22 protein-coding genes are annotated in these 20,609 nt (G+C 64.5%); 13 read left to right on the forward strand and 9 right to left on the reverse strand.

The window, feature by feature from the left end:
* Positions 1 to 107: 107 nt before the first annotated feature.
* On the reverse strand, positions 108 to 359 hold the full coding sequence (locus tag L0U84_RS22065) for a hypothetical protein (protein WP_129957207.1): 252 nt from the start codon (positions 357 to 359) through the stop codon (positions 108 to 110).
* Positions 360 to 554: 195 nt separating this feature from the next.
* On the opposite strand from L0U84_RS22065, the gene L0U84_RS22070 reads away from it, so the two are divergent.
* A complete protein-coding gene (locus L0U84_RS22070) occupies positions 555 to 1,079 on the forward strand; it encodes a DUF6496 domain-containing protein (protein WP_233852652.1) in 525 nt (174 codons plus the stop codon).
* A gap of 99 nt (positions 1,080 to 1,178) precedes the next feature.
* On the opposite strand, the gene L0U84_RS22075 is transcribed toward L0U84_RS22070, so the two are convergent.
* Positions 1,179 to 2,507, reverse strand: a complete 1,329-nt coding sequence (locus tag L0U84_RS22075; RefSeq protein ID WP_233852653.1) for an aspartate aminotransferase family protein — start codon at positions 2,505 to 2,507, stop codon at positions 1,179 to 1,181.
* Between the two features lie 187 nt (positions 2,508 to 2,694).
* Here L0U84_RS22075 and L0U84_RS22080 point away from each other — a divergent pair, with 187 nt between their 5' ends.
* Complete coding sequence (locus L0U84_RS22080; protein ID WP_233852654.1) at positions 2,695 to 4,110, forward strand: aminotransferase-like domain-containing protein; 1,416 nt, start codon at positions 2,695 to 2,697, stop codon at positions 4,108 to 4,110.
* An 18-nt stretch (positions 4,111 to 4,128) separates the two neighbouring features.
* On the opposite strand, the gene L0U84_RS22085 is transcribed toward L0U84_RS22080, so the two are convergent.
* The gene (locus L0U84_RS22085; RefSeq protein ID WP_233852655.1) at positions 4,129 to 4,752 is read right to left on the reverse strand and encodes a LysE family translocator; all 624 of its coding nucleotides are present in this window, start codon (positions 4,750 to 4,752) and stop codon (positions 4,129 to 4,131) included.
* A gap of 260 nt (positions 4,753 to 5,012) precedes the next feature.
* Between L0U84_RS22085 and L0U84_RS22090 the strand changes: the two genes are divergently transcribed.
* Complete coding sequence (locus tag L0U84_RS22090) at positions 5,013 to 5,915, forward strand: glutamate/aspartate ABC transporter substrate-binding protein (RefSeq protein ID WP_233852656.1); 903 nt, start codon at positions 5,013 to 5,015, stop codon at positions 5,913 to 5,915.
* Positions 5,916 to 6,131: 216 nt separating this feature from the next.
* Positions 6,132 to 6,443: a hypothetical protein gene (locus L0U84_RS22095; protein WP_233852657.1), complete on the forward strand. Its 312-nt coding sequence runs from the start codon at positions 6,132 to 6,134 to the stop codon at positions 6,441 to 6,443.
* 64 nt (positions 6,444 to 6,507) lie between these two features.
* On the opposite strand, the gene L0U84_RS22100 is transcribed toward L0U84_RS22095, so the two are convergent.
* From L0U84_RS22100 to L0U84_RS22110, 3 genes are all read right to left on the reverse strand, one after another.
* Positions 6,508 to 8,307, reverse strand: a complete 1,800-nt coding sequence (locus L0U84_RS22100; RefSeq protein ID WP_233852658.1) for a chloride channel protein — start codon at positions 8,305 to 8,307, stop codon at positions 6,508 to 6,510.
* A 2-nt stretch (positions 8,308 to 8,309) separates the two neighbouring features.
* Positions 8,310 to 8,726, reverse strand: coding sequence for a MarR family winged helix-turn-helix transcriptional regulator (locus tag L0U84_RS22105; protein WP_176106657.1), 417 nt, complete (start codon positions 8,724 to 8,726; stop codon positions 8,310 to 8,312).
* 116 nt (positions 8,727 to 8,842) lie between these two features.
* Positions 8,843 to 10,009 carry an HPP family protein gene (locus L0U84_RS22110; RefSeq protein ID WP_233852660.1) on the reverse strand — a complete coding sequence of 389 codons (1,167 nt, stop codon included), beginning with the start codon at positions 10,007 to 10,009 and terminating at the stop codon, positions 8,843 to 8,845.
* A gap of 299 nt (positions 10,010 to 10,308) precedes the next feature.
* Between L0U84_RS22110 and L0U84_RS22115 the strand changes: the two genes are divergently transcribed.
* The 5 genes from L0U84_RS22115 to L0U84_RS22135 all read left to right on the forward strand — a co-directional run bounded on the left by L0U84_RS22115 (position 10,309) and on the right by L0U84_RS22135 (position 13,712).
* The gene (locus tag L0U84_RS22115; RefSeq protein ID WP_129957197.1) at positions 10,309 to 10,626 is read left to right on the forward strand and encodes a DUF1840 domain-containing protein; all 318 of its coding nucleotides are present in this window, start codon (positions 10,309 to 10,311) and stop codon (positions 10,624 to 10,626) included.
* Positions 10,627 to 10,794: 168 nt separating this feature from the next.
* Positions 10,795 to 10,986 (forward strand): hypothetical protein, encoded by a 192-nt coding sequence (locus tag L0U84_RS22120; RefSeq protein WP_233852662.1) that lies wholly within the window; start codon positions 10,795 to 10,797, stop codon positions 10,984 to 10,986.
* Between the two features lie 120 nt (positions 10,987 to 11,106).
* On the forward strand, positions 11,107 to 12,912 hold the full coding sequence (locus tag L0U84_RS22125) for a chloride channel protein (protein ID WP_233852664.1): 1,806 nt from the start codon (positions 11,107 to 11,109) through the stop codon (positions 12,910 to 12,912).
* A gap of 114 nt (positions 12,913 to 13,026) precedes the next feature.
* Positions 13,027 to 13,524 carry a universal stress protein gene (locus tag L0U84_RS22130; RefSeq protein WP_233852666.1) on the forward strand — a complete coding sequence of 166 codons (498 nt, stop codon included), beginning with the start codon at positions 13,027 to 13,029 and terminating at the stop codon, positions 13,522 to 13,524.
* A 50-nt stretch (positions 13,525 to 13,574) separates the two neighbouring features.
* Positions 13,575 to 13,712 (forward strand): hypothetical protein, encoded by a 138-nt coding sequence (locus tag L0U84_RS22135; protein WP_233852668.1) that lies wholly within the window; start codon positions 13,575 to 13,577, stop codon positions 13,710 to 13,712.
* A gap of 128 nt (positions 13,713 to 13,840) precedes the next feature.
* Here L0U84_RS22135 and L0U84_RS22140 read toward each other — a convergent pair whose 3' ends face one another.
* A complete protein-coding gene (locus L0U84_RS22140) occupies positions 13,841 to 16,051 on the reverse strand; it encodes a TonB-dependent receptor (protein ID WP_233852669.1) in 2,211 nt (736 codons plus the stop codon).
* Between the two features lie 314 nt (positions 16,052 to 16,365).
* Here L0U84_RS22140 and L0U84_RS22145 point away from each other — a divergent pair, with 314 nt between their 5' ends.
* The gene (locus tag L0U84_RS22145; RefSeq protein ID WP_233852670.1) at positions 16,366 to 16,797 is read left to right on the forward strand and encodes a response regulator; all 432 of its coding nucleotides are present in this window, start codon (positions 16,366 to 16,368) and stop codon (positions 16,795 to 16,797) included.
* 124 nt (positions 16,798 to 16,921) lie between these two features.
* Here L0U84_RS22145 and L0U84_RS22150 read toward each other — a convergent pair whose 3' ends face one another.
* Positions 16,922 to 17,713, reverse strand: coding sequence for a DUF4410 domain-containing protein (locus L0U84_RS22150; protein ID WP_233852671.1), 792 nt, complete (start codon positions 17,711 to 17,713; stop codon positions 16,922 to 16,924).
* Between L0U84_RS22150 and L0U84_RS43820 the strand changes: the two genes are divergently transcribed.
* Positions 17,691 to 17,816 (forward strand): hypothetical protein, encoded by a 126-nt coding sequence (locus L0U84_RS43820; protein WP_267939944.1) that lies wholly within the window; start codon positions 17,691 to 17,693, stop codon positions 17,814 to 17,816. The two genes, L0U84_RS22150 and L0U84_RS43820, sit on opposite strands and share 23 nt — an antisense overlap.
* A gap of 556 nt (positions 17,817 to 18,372) precedes the next feature.
* Here the strand turns inward: L0U84_RS43820 and L0U84_RS22155 are convergent.
* Positions 18,373 to 18,825 (reverse strand): hypothetical protein, encoded by a 453-nt coding sequence (locus L0U84_RS22155; protein ID WP_233852672.1) that lies wholly within the window; start codon positions 18,823 to 18,825, stop codon positions 18,373 to 18,375.
* 382 nt (positions 18,826 to 19,207) lie between these two features.
* Between L0U84_RS22155 and L0U84_RS22160 the strand changes: the two genes are divergently transcribed.
* Positions 19,208 to 19,633, forward strand: coding sequence for a phasin family protein (locus L0U84_RS22160; protein ID WP_233852673.1), 426 nt, complete (start codon positions 19,208 to 19,210; stop codon positions 19,631 to 19,633).
* Positions 19,634 to 20,156: 523 nt separating this feature from the next.
* On the forward strand, positions 20,157 to 20,606 hold the full coding sequence (locus L0U84_RS22165) for a DUF2844 domain-containing protein (protein WP_233856673.1): 450 nt from the start codon (positions 20,157 to 20,159) through the stop codon (positions 20,604 to 20,606).
* The last annotated feature ends 3 nt before the right edge of the window (positions 20,607 to 20,609 follow it).

Genomic DNA, 20,609 nt, shown 5'->3' on the forward strand with positions numbered 1-20,609 from the left:
ACGTGGCGCGCGGTGCTCAGTCGTGACTGCCGCGCGATGGCTGGGTGAATCCTGATGCATGTGCGCTCGCGGCGACCTTTGAAACTGACGGTTGCCGCGGGCGAAAACTACTCTTCGGCGTCGTGCTCCGTGACGAAGCGCCTCAGATAGGCGAGCACGGCCGCTTCCATCGCGCGATGATCGGCGGTGTTTTTCGAACCCGCATTTTCTTCGTCGCCGAACAGTGTGGACGGCGCATTGTGCACGTCCACTTCCTGCCCCTCGCGAAACACGCGAATTTCGTGGACGTCTTCGACGTACTCGGCGATCCAGTGCACGCCCTCGATATGTGTGCCAGCGCGAACGGTAGCGATCTTCATGGCTGTCTCCATGCAAGGCGGTCGATTTGAGTTAGCGCTTCAGCGCCTATTCCCGTCTCATGTCCACAACCATACGCCGTCCCGCCGACGCACGCGAGTGCCGCCGCGCAACCGCCGCCCGACCTTGTTGCCGATGGGTACGCCGGCACGCTCGTTGCTGAACGATAGAGCCACACCCACAACCGGAGAACAGTCATGCCAGAGCAGAAAACCTTGAAGCGTGCCGCGGCCGATAAACGTGCCGGCAAATCAGCGAGTACTCAGGCGGGAGAGTTCGTCAAGGAACAGGTGGACAAGGTCCGCGCCGGCAAGCACGGCGTGCGCTCGGCGAAGCAGGCGATCGCGATCGGGCTGTCCGAGGCGCGCCGCGCGGGCGTCGACCTGAAGCCGCCGAAGAAGGGCGCGACGAGCGAGGCGACCCGCAAGAAAGCGCAGAAGGACAGTGCGGCGGGCAAACAAGTCGGCGCCGCGAAGAAGAGCGCGAGCAAGGAGTCGAGCGCGAAACGCTCGCGCGTGTCGGAGAGCGTGCTCAAGCGCGAGAGCAAGGCCGGGGCGTCGTCGGCGGCGATGTCGAAGCAGGCGAAGTCGGCGGCGGCCAGGCGACCCGCCGCGAGCCGCTCCGCCGCAGCCAAAAAGGCCGCGGCGACGAAGGGCGCGGCTGGACGCTCCGCTGCGGCGAAAAAGGCTGCGCAAACCCGGGCGTCGCGCGCTCATCACTGAGCTTGGGGCTTGCAAAGCGGCAGCAATAAAAGAGAGCGGCGGCACGCATGCGCGTGCCGCCGCTGTTTTCGTTGTCGCCTGGTGGCGCGCCGCGCCTGCTTACTGCACCGTCGCCAGCACCTCGCCAACCGTGCGGAAAAGCCGCGCGATCTGCTCTTCGTCGATGATCAGCGGCGGCGAGAACGCGAGGATGTCGCCGGTGAAGCGGATCAGCACGCCCGCCTCGAAGCATTTGACGAACGCCTCATAAGCGCGCGCGCCCGGTGCGCCGTCACGCGATTCGAGCTCGATGCCCGCGACGAGCCCGAGGTTGCGCACGTCCTTCACGTGCTTCGCGCCGCGCAGCCCATGCGCGGCGGCTTCGAACGTCGGTGCGAGGCTGGCCGCGCGCTCGAACAGCTGCTCGCGGCGGTACAGATCGAGCGTCGCGATCGCGGCCGCGGCCGCGGCCGGATGCGCCGAATAGGTGTAGCCGTGAAACAGCTCGATCGCGCCCGGCGCGCCGTTGCCGACGACCGTGTCGTGGATCGTGCGGCTCGCCGCGACCGCGCCCATCGGAATCGCCGCGTTGTTGATCGCCTTCGCCATCGTGATCAGGTCCGGCGTGACGCCGAAGTACTCGCTGGCGGTCGCCTTGCCGACGCGGCCGAAGCCCGTGATCACCTCGTCGAAGATCAGCAGGATGCCGTGCTTCGTGCAGATCTCGCGCAGCTTCTGCAGATAGCCTTGCGGCGGAATCAGCACGCCGGTCGAGCCGGCCACCGGTTCGACGATCACCGCGGCGATCGTCGACGCGTCATGCAGCGCGACGATGCGCTCCAGATCCTCGGCCAGATGCGCGCCCCATGCGGGCTGGCCCTTCGAGAACGCATTGTGTTCGAGGTTGTGCGTGTGCGGCAGATGATCGACCGCCGGCAATAGCGCGCCCGAAAACGTCTTGCGATTCGGCGCGATGCCGCCGACCGAAATGCCGCCGAAGCCGACGCCGTGATAGCCGCGCTCGCGGCCGATCAGACGCGTGCGCTGACCCTCGCCGCGTGCGCGATGATAGGCGAGCGCGATTTTCAGCGCGGTGTCGACCGATTCGGAGCCCGAGTTGGTGAAGAAGATGCGGTCGAGCCCTTCCGGCATCAGTTCGGCAACTTTCGTCGCCGCTTCGAACGCGAGCGGGTGGCCCATCTGGAAGGTCGGCGCGAAGTCGAGCGTCGATAGCTGCTGCGTGATCGCGGCGACGATTTCATCGCGGCCATGGCCGGCGTTCACGCACCACAGCCCGGCGCAGCCGTCTAGAATCTCGCGCCCATCGGTGCTTCGGTAGTACATGCCCTTGGCCGATTCCAGCAGGCGCGGCGCGGCCTTGAACTGGCGATTGGCGGTGAAGGGCATCCAGAAGGACGACAGATCGTCGATGACGGGGCGCGAAGTCATGGCATCTCCTCGAAGTGGCGTGGGGTGCTGCGTTGAGCGTAGCCAAACTGTAGCGTCCGCGGTTTAATGGCGGCATAAACAGTTGACGAAGTGTGGTGTTAACTGTGCTGGTGGATTCGCGCGAACTGTTCCGGTGGGCGGGCGGTCCGCGGTCCGTCTTTTTACCCGTCGTTTTTCGCCCGACAACATGATCGAACTGGACCTTCAACGCGACCGGCGCGCGGCGCCGACGCTCGTCGAACAGGTCGTGCAAGGCTTCGCGCGCGCGATCGACGCGCAGTCGCTGCGCGCGGGCGCGCTGCTGCCATCGGTGCGGCAGCTTGCGCAAAGCCACGCGCTGAGCACCTTTACGGTGACCGAGGCGTACAACCGGCTCGTGTCGATGGGGCTCGTGGTCGCGCGGCGCGGCTCCGGCTATCGGGTGGCGGCGCGCTCGCCGGCGACGCGCGCGGCAGTCGCCGACTGGACCCCGCCGAGCCTGACCGCGACGTGGCTGCTGTCCGACGTGTTCGCCGATCACTCGGTGCCGATCAAGGCCGGCTGCGGCTGGCTGCCGAGCGAATGGATCAACGAGAGCGGCCTGCAGCACTCGCTGCGCGCGTTGAGCCGGGTGCCGGCCGCGCGCCTTGGCGACTACGGCCATCCGTACGGTTTCGCGCCGCTGCGCGAGCGCATCGCCGAACAGCTCGACCGGCTCGGGCTACCCGTCGAGGTCTCGAACGTGTTGCTTACGCAGGGCGCGACGCAGGGGCTCGATCTGATCGTGCGCACGCTGCTGCGCGCGGGCGATGCGGTGATCGTCGAGGATCCCGGCTACTGCAACCTGCTGCAGATCCTGAAGCTCGCCGGGCTGGTCGTGCACGGCGTGCCGCGCACGCCGGCCGGTGTCGACACGGACGTGCTAGCGACGCTGGTCGAGCGGCACAAGCCGAAGGCGATCTTCGTCAACACCACGCTGCAGAATCCGACCGGCGCGACCTTCGGCATGTCGGCCGCGTTCCGCTTGCTGCAGATCGCCGAGCGCGAGCGCATCTGGGTGATCGAGGACGACGTGAGCCGCGAACTGGCGCCGGCCGGCGCGCCGCTGCTGGCTGCGATGGAAGGCCTGCAGCGCGTGGTGCACGTCGGCGGCTTTTCGAAGACGGTGACGCCGGCGCTGCGCTGCGGCTACGTGGTCGCCGAGCAGGCGGTACTGCGCGAACTCGCGCGCACGAAGATGGCGGTGGGGCTGACGTCGTCGGAAACGATCGAGCGGATTGTCGACAAGGTGCTGGTTGAAGGGCGTTACGCACGCCACGTGGAGACGGTCAACGAACGGCTGAAACTTGCCCACGTGGCGCTCGAAGAGCGGCTCGACGCGCTCGGGCTCGAGGTGTTTCACCGGCCGCGCGCGGGGCTCTTCATGCTGGCGCGTCTGCCGATCGAAGCGGCGCGGGCGGCTGAGGTCGCGACCGCCGCGCTCGCGCACGGCATCTGGCTCGCGCCGGGCTCCTATTTCCGTCCCGACGACGCGCCGAGCGCGTGGTTCCGCTTCAACGCGCCGTATTCGACCGACGACGCGTTGTGGCGCTTCGTCGAGCGGGTAGGACAGGGGGCGTGGTAGACGCGCCGGCGCCTGTGCTCAGCCGCCGTGCGCCAACAGCTTCAGCGCGATCGGATACAGCGACGCCACCAGCAGCAGCGCCATCGCGATGTTGAAGACGCGCAGCCGCTTCGGGTTCGACAGCACCTCGCGCATCGCGGTGCCGAAGCCGGCCCACACGCAGATGCACGGGAAGCCGATCACATAGAACACCGCGGCCATCGCAACGGCGTTCATGCCGAAGCTGTTGCTCAGATGGATCGTCGTCGCGGCGGTCAGCACCATCATCCACGCCTTCGGATTGACCCACTGAAACGCGATCGCCTCATGAAAGCGCATCGGGCGACGCTCGCCGTTCCTGAGCTTCAGCTCGCCCGACGTGCCGATCTTCCACGCCAGATACAGCAGATAAGCAACGCTGACGACTTCGAGCACCGTGTACAGCACGGGGAAATGCACGAACGCCTCGCCGAGGCCGACCCCGACCGACAGCATCAACAGCACGACGCCGGCGCTGATGCCGGACAGATGCGGCAGCGTGCGGCGAAAGCCGAAATTGACGCCCGACGCGAGCAGCATCGTGTTGTTCGGACCGGGCGTGATCGAGGTGACGAGCGCGAACAGAATGCCGGCGGGCAGCGCGCTGAGAGTGACGAAAGACATGGGGGGCTCCGGTGTCGCCAACAGAAAACGGTGAAGCTCATTCTAGCGACAGGTCCCGGTACAGTACCTGTACGGTTTTGAAAATGGTGTCCGGTACGGATCGGCGATGACTTTTGTGGACCGGAAAACCTCGCCGCGCGGCGCTTCAATTCTTGGTAGTTAACATATGTTGCAATTAATTTTTTAATAGCAACATATGTAGACGGATGGCACAGCAGCCCGCCATCCATCCGCAACCTGCCGCACGATTGGAGATACCCATGAAAGTGATGAATTGGTCCGCTGTTGCCGTGCTCGTGGCGGCAACCTCGGCGAGTCCCGGCGCGTTCGCGCAGGACGCGACGTCCACGCTCGCGAAGATCCAGCAAAGCGGCGTGATCGCGATTGGCCATCGCGAGACCTCGGTGCCGTTCTCGTACGTCGATGCGAACAACGAGGTGATCGGCTTTTCGCAGGACCTGTGCAACAAGGTCATCGATGCGGTCAAGGCGAAAACGAAGCGCCCAGACCTCAAGGTGCGCTTCATCCCGGTCACCTCGCAGAATCGCATTCCGCTCGTCCAGAACGGCACGGTCGATCTCGAATGCGGCGTGACGACCAATCTCGCCGCGCGCCAAAGCCAGGTGACGTTCGCCGACACGTTCTTCGTCGCGACGACGCGTCTTCTGACGCGCAAGGACTCGGGCATCAAGGACTTTGCGGATCTCACGGGCAAGACGGTCGTGACGAATCAGGGCACGACGTCGGAGCGCATCCTGCGCAAGATGAACGAAGACAAGAAGATGAACATGCAGATCATCAGCGCGAAGGATTACGGCGAAGGGCGCCTCACGCTCGAAAGCGGCCGTGCCGTCGCGTACATGATGGATGACGTGCTGCTTGCCGGCACACGCACGTTGACCGCGAAACCGTCGGACTGGATCATCACCGGCACGCCGCAATCGTCGGAAGCGTACGGCTTCATGATGCGCCGCGACGACCCCGAATTCAGAAAGCTCGTCGACGACACGCTTGAACGGACGATGAAAGGACCGGAAATCCACGCGATGTACGACCGTTGGTTCGTGAAGCCGGTGCCCCCGAAGAACATCAGCTTCGACTTTCCGATGAGCGATTCGCTGAAGCAGCTATACGCTACGCCGAACGACAAGGCGCTCGAATAACTGCTTTTGCCGCTATTGCGTGCAGGAATGAGCTTTTGTGTGGCACTCCTTTGCTCTTTCTTCTATACCTGGTAGAGGCGGCGCGTTTCGGTTGAGCGTCGCCTATAGCGGGAACGGAGGTGCAAAGTGATGAGGCCGATGGGAACTTCGCGGCACGGACGCATTATCGTCAGTGGAATTCTTCGTGCTGCGCTGGCGTTGGCAGGCGGCGTATTCATGATGTCTGCAAACGCCGACGCGCAATTGCGCGCGATCACGATCGTATCGGGCACCTATGGCGCGAATTGCGGCGCGCCAAATGGCAATCTGACTCGCGAGCTCGCTCGTCATTGCAACGGACGGGAGACTTGCAATTACCCGCTGCCAGGCCTGCACAAAGGCGGCACGACGATGGCGTGCCCACGCGACTTCCATGCCGAATGGCATTGCGATCACGCGGACTTTCACACTGCGGCTCTGAGCCCCGGCGCGAAATCGCGCGATACGCTCGTGCTGGGTTGCGTCGAGTCGCGCGGCGCGGGCAAGTAGCGCCATGCACAGTAAAAAGGCCGAGGCCCTAACGGGGCTCGGCCTTTGTTTTTTCGCGGTCTTTTTAGCTGGTTTTACGAACCGGTTCGAAGCGCCGCTTGCTTCGCGACGGCCCGATACGACGGAAACGCTCGCGCTTGTGTTCTTCTTCGAAGTGAGCAAGCGATGGCTTGACCAGATCGCTGCGCGACACGATACCGACCAGACGCATGCTGTCGCTATCGGCGACTACCGGCAGGCGTTCGAGCCCCAGCACGGCGAGGCGTGTCGCCACGAGCCGGCAGGTTTCGGATGGCAACGCGAAAGCGGTATTGTGCTGCGCGAACACGTCGGCGAGCGTCATCGCGCGCTTGCGCTCCGTGTCCTCGGCGCAGAAGCGTTCGAGCAACATGCGCTCGGCCACGCCGATCACCGCGCCGTCGCGCACCACCGGATATGCGCGGCGCAGCTGGTTCGCGCCGAACAGCGTCTGCAGCGTTGCGCCGACCGTCGTGGCGGCATCGACCGATTCGACCGAGGCGGTCATCACTTCGTCGACATAGTGACGCTCGAGCGGATCGACGCCGTACTCGCGATAGATGTGATAACCGCGTCGCGCGATTTTCTCGGTCATGATCGAGCGACGCATCACGACCGTGGAGAAGCCATGCGCGATCAGCGTTGCCGTCAGCAGCGGCAGCAGCGCATTGGCGTCGTGCGTGAGGCCGAACGCGAACACGATGGCCGTCAGCGGCGCGCCGAGCGTGGCGCCAAGCGTCGCGGCCATGCAGACGAGCGGCCACAGCGCCGGCTCGCTGCCCGGCAGCCAGTGCGCGAGCACCGTGCCGAGCCCGGCGCCGAGCATCAGGAGTGGCGCGAGCACACCACCTGAGGTGCCCGAGCCGAGCGCGATGACCCACATCACCGCCTTCACGGCGAGCAGCAAAAGCGCAACCTGCACCGCAATGTGCTGATGCAGCAGATCGCCGATCACGTCGTAACCGACGCCGAGCGCGCGCGGTTCGAGCCAGCCGCCGATACCGACCACGATGCCGCCGAGCGCGGGCCACCACATCCAGTGGATCGGCAGCTTGCCGAACAGGTCTTCCACCTTGTAAAGCGCGGCGGACAGCCCAGACGCCAAGGCGCCCGACAACACGCCCGCGATTGCGCATGACAGCAGCGACCAGCCATCGGGCGCGGCGGTCTGCAGCGGAAACAACGGACCGGTACCGAAGAAGATCGCGCGGGCGAAGCCAGCGACCGCACAGGCCACCGCGACCGGCAGAAAGCTGCGCGGCCGCCATTCGAACAGCAACAGCTCGACCGCGAGCAGCACGGCCGCGACCGGCGTGCCGAACACCGCGGTCATGCCGGCCGCGGCGCCGGCCACGAGCAGCGTCTTGCGTTCCGCCGACGTGACCTTCACGCACTGCGCGATCAGCGAGCCGAGCGCGCCGCCGGTCATGATGATCGGGCCTTCAGCGCCGAACGGCCCGCCGCTGCCGATCACGATGCCCGACGACAACGGCTTGAGCACCGCCACTTTCGGCGACATCTTGCTCTTGCCGAACAGGATTGCTTCGATCGCTTCGGGAATGCCGTGGCCGCGAATCTTTTCGGAGCCGAAGCGCGCCATCAGGCCGACGATCAAACCGCCGATCACCGGCACGCCGATCACCCACAGGCCGAGCGTGTTGGTGGCGGGCGAGCGGTCGGCGAACGACAGCGTCTGAAAGAAAAACAGGTTGGTGAAGAGGCGAATCAGGTTCAGCAGAACAAAAGCGGCAAACGTGCTGACGACGCCAATGCACGCGGCGAGCGCGAAAATGCCGGGTAACCGCGCATTTGCCGCGAAGTCGCGTTTGTGGGAATCCATGCTCATGATTAGTCGAGGTCGATCTGTGGAATCTGGAAGGAGCCTTCGAGCGATCTCAATTCGGCGCGGTGCAGTTCCGCGAGCCGCTCGAGTACCCGTTCTCCCGCTTTTTCGATGTGTACTTCAACCTGGCGGCGATCGGTCTCGCTGACCTGGCGGCGCACGAGACTCAGTGCCTCGCAGCGCGATACCAGTGCGACGACGCCGTGATGTTGCGCCTGCAGACGCTCCGCGAGTTCGCCGACGGTCGCCCAGTCGCGCTCCGGGTAGCCCTTGATATGCAGCAACAACAGGTATTGCAGCGGCGTGATGCCCTCGTTCTGTGCGGCCTGCTCGGAAAAGCGTTCGAAGCGCCGCATCTGGTAGCGAAACTCCGACAACTGCTCGAAATCGCTCTTGACGAGCTTGCGAGTCCGTACTTTCATGGGATATCCGCCGATGTGAAGAAACCGAAAATATATCACATCATGATGTATTTGGGTGGATTGCGGCCGTGGCGACGGCATCGCGCGACAGGTCTCCTTGCTCTTTTAGTCGAAAATCAGGCTGCCTCGCGGGCCCGGGTGGCGGTTTGCCGATACAGGCCGGAGATCAGGTCCACCTGCGTGATCATGCCGACCACGCGGCCCGCGCGATCGAGCACCGGCACGTGGTGATGGCCGAAGTTCGCGAACATCGGCACGAGCTCGGTGATCGGATCGGTGGCGGCGACGGTGCAGACGTCGCTGGTCATCACGCCGCCAACCGTCGAAGTGCGAAGCGCATCGCCGCGCAGCCAGCCGTCGACGTAGTTCAGGATCGGACCGAGCGCGCCGAAGCTTTTCCTTTCGACGAAATCGGCGCGCGTGACGATGCCGAGCAGCTTTTGCCCCGCGTCGACGACCGGCAGCGCCTTCACGTTGTGGCGCTTGAACAGATCCCACGCGGCGGCGGCGCGCGTGCCCGGCGAGACCGACACGACGTGGCGCGACATCACGTCTTCGCAGCGCAGTTCGTTGAAGCTGCGCGAGAAAGCCTGCAACTGCGTTTCGCGCAGCAGCGAATAGAGATCGTCGGTGTCGATGTCGAGCAGTTCGTCACGGCGCCCGAGCACTGCTTTGACGTCGTCGCGCGTGAAGCCGACGCGCGCGGCTTCGTCGGCGGCCTGGCTCGGCGTCGCGCGATCCTGACGGCCTGCGTGCGGATAGCGGTGGCCGGTCGCCGCATGGTAGACGAGCGCCCCGAACAGCAGCGCGGCCGACTGAATCGCGATAGGTTCGAGCACGAAGCGGTAGCCGAGCGCATGAATGACCGGGCCGCCCAGCACCGCGGTCAACGCGACCGCGCCAGACGGCGGATGCACGCAGCGCAGCGCGAACATGCCGCAGATCGACAGCGACACCGCGAGGGCGGCCGCCAGCGTCGGATCGCCGATCAGCATCGCGCAGGTCACGCCGATCGTCGCGGACACGAGGTTGCCGCCGATGATCGACCACGGCTGCGCGAGCGGGCTAGCGGGCACCGCGAACAGCAGCACGGCGGAAGCGCCCATCGGCGCAACCAGCAGCGGAATCTTCGCGGCGGAACCGAGCAGCAGATACATCAGACCACCGGTGAAGGCGATGCCGAGCAGCGCGCCGAGGCACGAACGCGCACGCTCGTGCCATTTCACGGTAACCGGTGCGGGGACGAAGCTGGCAAGCCAGCTGGAAACAGATGTGCGGGACAAGATAGGAGCAGAAAGTAGTCGATGATGCCGGGCCCGACATTACCGGGGAAACCCTGGCAACGCGAATACACTCTGGTCATGATTATATTTCAATATGATATAAAAAGTTCTCCCGCCGCTTCACGGCGCGGAAAAACCGTCGCATTTCGCAAACAGTCGGGAGCGCGGCAGACGCCGTCGACGATGGACCCGGTTGGCCCTGCGCGCGTTCTTTTTTATCACGTTGTGATATAAAATGATGGCAGATGGATTGAGAGATTCGTTGGCCCGTTGCCGGATACTTCTATAAAGGAGCCATCATGATGATCACATTTCAATCGACGGCATCGCCGGATGTCGTCATGCTCAGGGATCTCGCGCAATATCTGCTAGGCCTGATCGGCAAGCGGCTCGGCGAGCGTGGCGTCATCAGCCACGACGAACTGCCTCACGCGATCGATCGGCTCGAAGCCGCCATCACCGAAGACGCGGCTGCGGAAACGACGCTCGAAGCATTGCACTGCTCACCGAGCAATCAACGCGAGTCACGCAACCGGTTGTCGCAGCGCGCATGGCCTTTTCTGGACATGATGCGTGCGGCGCGCAAGTCGGATGCGGACATCATCTGGGGGCTGTAGTTCGTCGAAGGAATCGCGATGAAACGATCTGGGTCGCGGCGACGTTTGGCAATCCTGCTTATTTCGGTTTGCGCCGTTCCGTTTGCCTATGCGTTCTGCGCCGAACAGGAGACCGGTCCTTACCCGCAGCCTATGCGCGCCTCATGCCCCGCGTCGTGCGACACCGGGGTGCGAAGCAGCGTGATCGCCGTGTATGGCGGTACCGTCGTCGACCAGTTGTCCAGTGGGGCGGTGGTGCTCGTGAAATGGCCGAACGGTTCGCCGCACGAAGCATGGAGCGATCGCTCGCATCGCTATCGCTTGCCCGTCGATCCCGCGGCAGACGCTGCTCATGTTTTCTTTCTGTGGCCGGAGTCTTAGCGCGGCGGTCCTGACAGCCGCGTCGCGTAACCGCATGCGTTCAGGTACGGCTAATGCATGCCCGATGCTGTTACGACGGCGCACGAATTCCCCATCTTGATTCGACCACGAGGAGCGGCAGTGCAGACCAACGCGTCAAAAGGCGACTTCGCCACCGATACCCGGCTTCTGCGAATCACGGCGATTGCCGCCGTGGTCGGCATGCTCAGCACGTTCGCCGCGGACTTTCTGCTGCACCTGATCCGCTTTTTCACCAACCTGTTCTTCTTTCAGACGCTATCGATCGCGGACCGCTCGCCCGCCGGCCATACGCTAGGGCTGTGGGTGGTCGTCGTGCCGGTCGTCGGCGGTCTGATCGTCGGTCTGATGGCGCGCTTCGGTTCGGAGCAGATTCGCGGGCACGGTATTCCCGAGGCGATCGAGGCGATCCTGTTCGGCAAGAGCAACATGTCGCCGAAGGTGGCCGTGCTGAAGCCGTTGGCGTCGGCGATCGCGATCGGCAGCGGCGGGCCGTTCGGCGCCGAAGGGCCGATCATCATGACGGGCGGCGCGCTCGGCTCGTTAATCGCGCAGTTCTTCCATCTGTCGAGCAGCGAGCGCAAGACGCTGCTGGTGGCGGGCGCGGTTGCTGGCATGACCGCGGTGTTCGGCACGCCCGTCGCCGCCGTGTTGCTCGCGGTCGAACTGCTGCTGTTCGAACTGCGGCCGCGCAGTCTGTTGCCGGTTGCGGTGTCGTGCGCGGTGGCGGGCTTTTCGCGGCCGCTGTTGCTAGCCAGCGGTCCGCTATTTCCCCTGCAGACTTTGCCGCTCGGTGCGCTCGGACTCGCGTCGTGCGCGCTCGCGGGGCTGATCACCGGCGCGCTGTCGTGGGGATTGTCGACGATGCTCTACAAGGTCGAGGATGCGTTCGGACGGCTGCCGTTTCACTGGATGTGGTGGCCCGCGCTCGGCGGTCTCGCTGTCGGTATCGGCGGCTATTTCCAGCCGCGCACGCTGGGTGTCGGCTACGACGTGATCGGCGACCTGCTGATGCATCACCTCGCCGTACGCGTCGTGCTGGCGATCGTGCTGGTCAAGGCGGTGATCTGGGTGATCGCGCTGGCCTCGGGCACTTCCGGCGGCGTGCTCGCGCCATTGTTGATGATGGGCGCGGGCGTCGGCGCGGTGCTCGGTCCGGCGATGCCGGGCGGCGACCCCGCGGTCTGGCCGCTGGTGTTCATGGCGGCGGCGCTCGGCGGCATGATGCGCGCGCCGATCATGGCGGTCGTGTTCGCGTTCGAACTGACGCACGACGCCAATGCGTTGCTGCCGCTGCTGACCGCCGCCGCGGTGTCGTACGGCTTCACGGTGCTGTTCATGCGCCGCTCGATTCTGACGGAAAAGATCGCGCGACGCGGATATCACATCTATCGCGAGTACGGCATCGATCCGCTCGAGCGTCATCACGTGGATGAAGTGATGACGCGCACGGTGAAGACGATCGATGCGAGCCTCAGTGTCGCCGACGCACTCGCGCAGTACTTCGACTCGACGCAGATTCATCGCGCGTATCCGGTGGTGCAAGCGGGGCGGCTAGTCGGCATGGCGGATCGGCGGATGCTGAGCGCCGCGCTCGACGAAGGCCGCGCGACGGCGACGGTCGGCGAGCTGTGCGCGAGCGATGCAAACTTCGCGAACGAACGACTCGACATCGCGTTGCCGGAAGAGACCTGCCGGCATGTCGCCGCTCGTCTGGCCGCGCATTCGCTCGATCGCGTGCCGGTCGTCGCCGATACATCCAGCTATCGGCTGATCGGCATCGTGTCGCGCCACGATCTCGTCAAACCCTCGCTGTCGGTCTTTAACGAGGAACGCGAGCGCGAACGGTTCCGTCGCATTTCGCTATTCCATGGCAAGGATTCGGTTGCCGCCGAACCTCGCGAATAGAGCCTTTTTAACGACGTTTCTGTAGGTATTTGCATGTATCAGTGCCGAGCGGTATATATCACGGATTGACATATAATCGAATGATTATGTGCCGCGCGGCGCAAGGAGGTTCTCATGTCGAGCTTCAAGCGCATTCTTCTCTGTTACGACGGAACACGCGAAGGACAACACGCGTTGAAGGACGGTGCCGCTCTCGCGCAAGACCTGAACGCGGAAGTGCACCTTCTTTCCGTGCTCAACAATACGGCCTGGATGCAGGGCGCGGACATCACGTCCGCGGTGCCGGTCGATTTCATCAACGAATCCGCCAAATCGCTGCTCGACGAGGGCTTGCAGAAACTCGCCGCACGCGGAATTCGCGCGACGGGTCATCTCGCGATCGGCGAACCACTCGATGAGATTCCGTTTTACGCTAACGATCTGAAGGTCGATCTGGTCGTCGTCGGTCATCGTCGCAGTCACGGACTCGCGCGCTGGTGGAGCGGCCGCCACGACGGGCTGCTGCTCGATCGCGTGACGTGCAGCGTCCTCGTGACGATGGGCGCGGCAGCCGATGCGCCCGCCGCGGTCGCAGGCGCCGGCGAGACCGTGCGCTCCACCGAGCATTCATGAGCGTTGTGGTGTAGGTGTTGAGTTGCGTTGCGTTGGCACGGAGGCACACCATGAAAGACGTCGACGAACAGTTCAATCATCCCCAACCGGTCAAGCACAGCGATAACGAAAAGAGCAAGCTGCCGCAGCGCGCCGACGATGCGCAGCGGCCGAAGAAAAAACCCGAAGGCGAGCCGCCGGTCGAGTGACGCAAGGCGGCGCCAAGCCGTTCAGATCGCGCGTAAACACAAAAGCGCTGCCGGGCCCAGGAGCCTGGCAGCGCTTTAGTCATGCATGCGAGCCGGCCGCTATAGGCGACCGACATCACGTCAGACAATCAGAAGTCGGTGCTGACCGACAACAGGAACGTCCGCGGCGCGCCCTGCGTCAGGTACGTCGTCGAACCATATGCCGACACGGCCGACCAGTAAGCCTTGTTCGTCACGTTTTCCACGGTGGCGCGTAACGTCGTCCTCTTGCCGTAGATGGACGTCTCGTAGCGCGCGCCCAGGTCGAAGCGATTCCACGACGGGATCGACACTGTGTTGGCCGCGTTCGCTTCCTGCGCACCGGTATGGATCCAGCGCGCGTTGACGGCAAGCCCCGGCACCATCGGAATGTCGTAATCGACGCCCAGATTGAACAGGAAGGTCGGGACACCCACCGGACGATTGCCGTCGTAGATTCCGCCTTGCGTATTCTCGAGCGTCGCGTTCATCAGCGAAGCGCCGGCGAGCAGACGCAGGCCCTTGAGCGGCTCGCCGTGCACTTCGGCTTCGAGGCCGCGATGGCGTTCGTTGCCATTCAGGCCATAGATGTGCGTGGTCGGGTCGGTGAATGCTGAGGGCTGTTCGATCTGGAACGCCGCAAACGACGCGCCGAGCTTTTCGGTGTCGTACTTGACCCCGACTTCCCACTGCTTGGTGCGCACCGGCGCCAGTTGTTGACCGTAGTTGAGCGTGCCGGCCGGGGCGATGGTGCCTGCGGCCAACGCTTCGCTGCGGTTCGCGAAGATCGAGATGTTCTGCGTCGGCCGCAGCACGAGGCCGAACAGCGGCGTGGTGATGCCGTCGCTGTAGTTGCCGCTGCCGATGCCCGTGTTGTCGTAGTTGGCCGTCGCGATTTGCTGGCGACGCGCGCCGATCGTGAACAGCACGCGGTCGTGCAGGAAGCCGAGCGTGTCGGACGCGGACACGCTGCGGATCACCGTGGTGGCCGTCATGCCCGGATCGGCCAGGTTGCCGCCTGACATCGTCGTGGGCGGGTAGGGCGTCTGCACCGTGTTGTACAGCGACACCGGGCCCATGAACGCGTAGGTCCACGCGGAGCTGGTGTCCTCGCTCGTGATCGCGCCGCCCACCGCGACCATGTGGGATACCGGGCCGGTGTCGAAGCGGCCGCGCACGCCGACTTCGGCGGAGGTCGAATTCTGGTTGTACGGCACGCCGAGACGGGCACCGGTGACGCCGGCGGACGAATAGGTCGGGTTGTAATATTCGCCATTTTCGACCGTGCGACGCACACCGCCGGTCGCATAAGCAGTCCAGCCAGGCAGGAAATCGTACTCGGCCTTCAGGATGCCGACGGTGTCTTCGAGGTTCGTGTACGACCAGTTCTGCCCGTAGTTGTACGTCGCCGGCGGCACGGCGGGAATCGCGTCGGTGAAGTAGACGACCGGGCGGCCGTCGCTGACGTGTTCGCGCTGATACAGGAAGTCGCCCGACAGACGCAGCTTGTCGCCGCGCCAGTCGAGCGCGACCGCCGTGGTGTTGTCGCGGCGGTGTTCGCCGCCGATGCTCGTCTCGCCGTCGTGATTCGCCTGGTTCACGCGAATCCCGAACTGGCCTTCGCTGCCGAAGCGTCGGCCGACGTCGACATGCGCGCCGAACTCGCCGGAGCCGCTGGTTTCGAGCGTCACGTTGGTGGTGGGCGTGTCCTCGGCTCGCTTCAGTTGCACGTTGATGCCGCCGCCGATCGCCGAGCCCGTCGGCGATGCGCCGTTCAGGAACGCGTTTGCGCCCTTGAACACGTCGACCCGCTCGACCGCCGCGGTCGAGACCAACTGGCGCGGCGTCACGCCGTACAGACCGTTGATCGAGATGTCGTCGGCGTTGAGCTGGAAGCCGCGAATCACGAACACTTCCGAGAAATTGCCGTAGCCGTACGCGGTCCGCACCGACGGATCGTTTTCGACCACGTCCGCGAGCGTGCGCGCCTGCTGATCCTTGATCAGTTTGGCCGTGTAGGTGGTCATGCTGAACGGCATGTCGATGTTGCGCTGCTTGCCGAGCACGCCGTAGTCGGCGCCGCGCGCGACCTGGCCGCCCGCGTAGGTCGGCGACAGATCGCCGGGCAGCTCTTCGACGGCGCTCGCCTGGACCTTGACGGCTGGGAGCGTGTTATCGGCGGCGGGGGCGCTGTTGGTGGCTTGGGCGAACGCGCTCGCCGGGACACTGAAAGCGACGGCGATGGCGGCGAGGATGGTGGCGCGATACAGAGTGGCTTGAGCAGGCGTGGCCTGCGGGCGATTCCAGCGTGAAACGGACATGAATTGGTGAGTAGGCGTGGTCGTCGATCTTCCGTCCCGGGGCGCTTGTTGGAATCCGGGCGGCATTTTTCTTGATTGCACGCGCGGACGATGCCATTTATGTAAGCAATCCGAGCGTGGAACGTAAGGTTCGTCGGAATTATAGTGCAAATAGGAATCATTCCTATTGTGGAAACGCAACGATTTACAGAACAGATGGCAAAAGTGGGTGTTTCTGATGGCGTCGGGGTGTCGCGACGCACGGAACTGGCGGCGCCACAGCCGAGGTACGGCGCTTGCTACCCATCAAAAGGTTTAATCGCAGGCCGCCATACATGTCACGAAATTCGACTACCTGCCAGAGGTGGAGCGCCCGAGAGGTCCGGCTATTGCATGACGTGCCCCGCGTGCTCGTCGTCGACGACAACGAAAACGCCGCCGAGGCGCTTGCCACCTGGCTTTCCTACGAGGGTGTCGAGGCGCGCGCCGCGACAGGCTGCACGGCGGCGCTGCACTGCGTGCGCAACTGGGTGCCCGACGTCGTCGTGCTCGACATCATGATGCCGGAGCGCGACGGCTACGAAACGGCGAGCGCGCTGCGCCGCTATCTGCCGACGCACAGCCTCGGCATCGTCGCGTTCACGTCGCTTGACGAAGACCACGTGAGGGAAACCGGCCGCGAGCGTCACAACTTCGACGGCTATTGCCAGAAGGGCACAGCGCCGGCCACGCTGCTCGCCCTGTTGCGACGGTTGTGGCGCGGATAGCGACGGGGTGCGCGTAGATAAAAAAACGCGGCGGCGTGGACATCGCTCCACACCGCCGCGTCTTTCAAACCGCGCTCTTTGGTCGGGTGCGCAGTGCGCCGCACAGCCCGCCGCGCTCAACCGTTCAGCTCTTCTGTGCGGCCTGCATCCAGCCGGCTTCGACGCCGTACTGAGCAATCTGTTTCGCGACCGCATCGCCGAGGCGCTTTGCATCATCCGACACACCCGCGCGCTTCGTTTCAGTCACGCCGTGCAGGCCCGCGCCGGCCGCTGCCGCCGTCGCGACGGTGCCGGCCGCCGCGCCGACCCCGGCGGTTTCGACCATGCCCGGCATCCTGCCGCTGTCCGCGTTGGCCGTGAAGCTTTGCACGACGCGCGGCGCGCCGACAGCGGGTTGGTAGACGAGCCGTACCTCACTGCTCACGTCGCTCTTGCCCGCGCCCAAGCCGATCAGCGTACGGCGGCGGCGATTGCCGGCGTCGATGGTCTCGAAGCTGCCTTGCACCAGCAGCACGTTCTGGCCGGCGGGCACCGGCGCGTCGGCGCGCACCGCGTGCAGACCCTTCGCCTGCAGCTGGTGCACGATCTCGTCGGCGACCTGCTCGCGCACCTGCGCGGCATCGGCAACCTGCTTCTGCGCGTCCGACGAACCCGAGAACTGCGTCTTCAGTTTCTGCAGCATGCCGTGGTTATCGAGCTTGACCTGCTGCGGATCGGCATCGAACGCGTACACGTAGATCGTGTCCGGATGCATGGTCGACTGCGTGCCTGCGTCGGCCGTCGCGGACGTGCCCGTCGTGCTCAGATTCGTGACGCTGGCGCCGGCGCAGCCGCTCAGCAGCGCGCCGCTGCACACGAGTGCCATGCAGGTGAAACGGACGGCGTTCTTTTTGATGAAGTTCACTGAAGTCAACATGATGATCCTGTCGTCGGCACGCGGTGCCAGTCTGTTCGAGTCCATCGCCGATGATCGGGCAACCGAGGGATCGTCGATCATCGGCGAAGGGATTCGCACGTAAGGCCTATCGATCTCATGCGTCTTTGTTTCGTCACGCACCGGCAGCGAACGAAGTATGGGTGAGCGGCCCCTCGAACTCCATTCAACAATTATTTCGAGCGATGTCACGGCGAAACGAAGGCGCGAAGCGCGGCCGTGCGCGGCATCTTGCCCGCGCGAAGCGCGACGTGAAACGGCGGGGGAGCGAGACGAAGAAGAGGGCGTGGACGTCGAGTCGCCGATCAGTTCAAAGCGAGCTTGACGATGCAGCACAGCACGAACACGAGCAGGGCGGCGGCAATGGCGATGTCCAGCGGATAGCGCATTCCTTCACCCTGTCCTGACGTTGCAAAGCCCCTATCGTAATCACCTGACGGAAGATGAGAAGTGCCAGTGAAGCGCCAATGTGGGCCAGCCAACGTAGTCCCCGGGAGCCGCACGGGGCGGGGTTGCGGGAGCGCTTCCAGCGGTCCGCAAGAGGCGGAGATTGCCCGGTCATCCGAACGCGCTCGCGTGCGCCGGCGCAATAAAAAGAGCGCCGCGTGGCCCGGCGCTCCATTCGCAATTCGCGATAAAAATTATTGCGGTTGCGCCGTTGGCGGAGCCGGCGGGGTGCCATGCGGCGCCTTGTTCGCCGCCGCGAGATCTTCGGCGAGACTCGTGCGCAGCGTCGCGATCGCCTGCTCGGGATTGGCGGGCTTCAACTGCTCGCGCGCCAGCGAGTCGTACACGTAGTGACGCAGCATCGGATCCTGGGTCTTGTTGAGCACGTCGTGGTAGACCGCGACGATCTCCCCTTCGTGGCCGTTCAGCGCATACAGGCGGCGCAGTTGTTCGAGATCGTTGATCACCGCGAAGGTCGGGCTCGGGTGACCCATCATCGGACCATGCCGCGGCGGCCCGTCGCCGCGCGGGCCGCCGTCGTGGATAGCAGAGGACGGGGGCGGCGGCATGGCGTCGTCGGCGAGCGCGGCCGTCGCGATGATGCCAAGAACCGCGGCCACGGCCGCGCTGAAGAATGCTTTTCTCATGATGTCGCTCCCATCGAAAACAGGGCCGGTGCCACGATGGACCGGCTCCTCGCAACGATAGTCGACACCTTGATCGGTCGGGTTACGAAAGCCATTCAGTAACTTTCCGAGCCTTTCGCGGGGCGCGCCTTAGCGGCGCGCGGCTTAGCGGCGCGCCGCGCAGTCCCCGAAGCGACGCGCGCCGCCGCGGACCGGTTTGCGTCAGGGTGAGTCCGCTGGCGCAACGCAGCCGGATAGCGCATGATTGCTGCGATGTGCCGTGCGACCCCAAAAGCACGCCCGCGTGGCGGCGCGCGCGGCACACGCAGCCGCCGGCATCGGCGTCGCGCCTGGTGTGGGCGGCGCAGAGGCGATGAATCTTCAACCGCAAGGAGGATTTCGCATGGACCGACCCGATGCAGCCAATCCGTTTGGCGATCTGACCAAAATGCTCGAGCAATTCAAGCTCCCCGGTTTCGACGTGCCCGCCATCATGGAAGCGCGCCGCAAGGACATGGAAGCGCTGGTTCAGGCGAATCAGACAGCATTCCAGGGCATGCAGTCGCTCGCGCAGAAACAGGCCGACATGCTGCGCACCACGCTGGGCGAGCTACAGGCGTTGACGACCCAGCTCACGGCGGCAGGCGCCACGCCGTCGAGTAAAACCGCGGAGCTGATCCAGCAGAGCCTGCACAAATCGCTCGCCGACATGCAACAGCTCGCGCAAGCCGCGTATCAGACGCAGGCGGAGTCGTATGCGGTGATCGCGAAACGCGTAGAGGAAAACGTGCAGGAACTGAAGTCGCTTCTTCAGCAGCAGAAGAAGTAGCACGCGCCGCGAGTTCCGAACGATCTACGTCGCGGAGGGCCTCCAGGCTCTCCGCGATTTTTTTTGCCCGTCGCGATTCGTGTCGCGAGCCGCATGTAGTCAGAGGAATGCGCAGAGGATTTGCCCGTTATTCGGCAGGCGCTTACATCGGTAAAAAACGCTGCCACCATTCGCAGCATTTACGCGTGACGGCCGCAATTTTCGGGATCTGCGAGTTTTAGATGTCAGACGCAAACGGAATAAGCGTCAAAGCATTGTCGCTAAACGGCTTTGTCCGCGCTGATCAAAAGTACTCGAACTCTTCGGGGCCCACGAAAGGTTTAAATCGCGTAGCAAACGATTGCCGTGCGCCATTCCCCTGACTAAAGTTTCGCCTCGCCCTTCCGTAGACGCATTCACGCAGCCCAACCGGCGTGAAGGCAACCCGGCTCAGCCGGCCAGGTGTGCGCCCCTAGTTTCGCGTTTGCGATCGGCTTCAGGCGGGTCGCGGCGTTTCACCTCGAAGGGAAATCTCTTGAAACCGATGCTTCTTACCCGCATTGCCTGCGCAATGCTCGGGGCATGCTGTGCGTTGCCGTTCGCCGCGCACGCGACGCTCGGCCAGGGCGCCAGCACCGTCGACGGCGATCAGACGCGCCTGCACGCGCTCGCGCACGCTGCCAGCGCACAAGGCGCGTATTCGGTGCATGCGCTGACGCTGCCGTCCGGCACCCAGGTGCGCGAGTACGTGGCGGCCAACGGCATCGTGTTCGGCGTCGCGTGGGACGGTCCGACTCTGCCCGACCTGAAGGCGATGCTCGGCGCGTCCTTCGACGCCTACGTCGCCGCCAGCTCGACGCGGCGCGGCGTGCCGCTGGCGGTGTCGACGAGCGACCTCGTGGTGTTTTCGAGCGGCCATCTGCGCGCGTTCACCGGCTACGCGTATCTGCCGCGGGCAGTGCCCGCGGGCGTCGACGTCAGCGTCGTTCAATAACGG

Origin of the sequence: Paraburkholderia sp. HD33-4, assembly GCF_021390635.1 — a bacterium.
Lineage (GTDB): Bacteria > Pseudomonadota > Gammaproteobacteria > Burkholderiales > Burkholderiaceae > Paraburkholderia.

Bases quoted from the DNA above. Each gene is read 5' to 3' on its own strand.
- L0U84_RS22065 (WP_129957207.1), bottom strand. From the start codon at position 359: ATGAAGATCGCTACCGTTCGCGCTGGCACACATATCGAGGGCGTGCAC.
- L0U84_RS22070 (WP_233852652.1), top strand. From the start codon at position 555: ATGCCAGAGCAGAAAACCTTGAAGCGTGCCGCGGCCGATAAACGTGCC.
- L0U84_RS22075 (WP_233852653.1), bottom strand. From the start codon at position 2,507: ATGACTTCGCGCCCCGTCATCGACGATCTGTCGTCCTTCTGGATGCCC.
- L0U84_RS22080 (WP_233852654.1), top strand. From the start codon at position 2,695: ATGATCGAACTGGACCTTCAACGCGACCGGCGCGCGGCGCCGACGCTC.
- L0U84_RS22085 (WP_233852655.1), bottom strand. From the start codon at position 4,752: ATGTCTTTCGTCACTCTCAGCGCGCTGCCCGCCGGCATTCTGTTCGCG.
- L0U84_RS22090 (WP_233852656.1), top strand. From the start codon at position 5,013: ATGAAAGTGATGAATTGGTCCGCTGTTGCCGTGCTCGTGGCGGCAACC.
- L0U84_RS22095 (WP_233852657.1), top strand. From the start codon at position 6,132: ATGATGTCTGCAAACGCCGACGCGCAATTGCGCGCGATCACGATCGTA.
- L0U84_RS22100 (WP_233852658.1), bottom strand. From the start codon at position 8,307: ATGAGCATGGATTCCCACAAACGCGACTTCGCGGCAAATGCGCGGTTA.
- L0U84_RS22105 (WP_176106657.1), bottom strand. From the start codon at position 8,726: ATGAAAGTACGGACTCGCAAGCTCGTCAAGAGCGATTTCGAGCAGTTG.
- L0U84_RS22115 (WP_129957197.1), top strand. From the start codon at position 10,309: ATGATGATCACATTTCAATCGACGGCATCGCCGGATGTCGTCATGCTC.
- L0U84_RS22130 (WP_233852666.1), top strand. From the start codon at position 13,027: ATGTCGAGCTTCAAGCGCATTCTTCTCTGTTACGACGGAACACGCGAA.
- L0U84_RS22135 (WP_233852668.1), top strand. From the start codon at position 13,575: ATGAAAGACGTCGACGAACAGTTCAATCATCCCCAACCGGTCAAGCAC.
- L0U84_RS22140 (WP_233852669.1), bottom strand. From the start codon at position 16,051: ATGTCCGTTTCACGCTGGAATCGCCCGCAGGCCACGCCTGCTCAAGCC.
- L0U84_RS22145 (WP_233852670.1), top strand. From the start codon at position 16,366: ATGTCACGAAATTCGACTACCTGCCAGAGGTGGAGCGCCCGAGAGGTC.
- L0U84_RS43820 (WP_267939944.1), top strand. From the start codon at position 17,691: ATGAAGTTCACTGAAGTCAACATGATGATCCTGTCGTCGGCACGCGGT.
- L0U84_RS22150 (WP_233852671.1), bottom strand. From the start codon at position 17,713: ATGTTGACTTCAGTGAACTTCATCAAAAAGAACGCCGTCCGTTTCACC.
- L0U84_RS22155 (WP_233852672.1), bottom strand. From the start codon at position 18,825: ATGAGAAAAGCATTCTTCAGCGCGGCCGTGGCCGCGGTTCTTGGCATC.
- L0U84_RS22160 (WP_233852673.1), top strand. From the start codon at position 19,208: ATGGACCGACCCGATGCAGCCAATCCGTTTGGCGATCTGACCAAAATG.
- L0U84_RS22165 (WP_233856673.1), top strand. From the start codon at position 20,157: ATGCTTCTTACCCGCATTGCCTGCGCAATGCTCGGGGCATGCTGTGCG.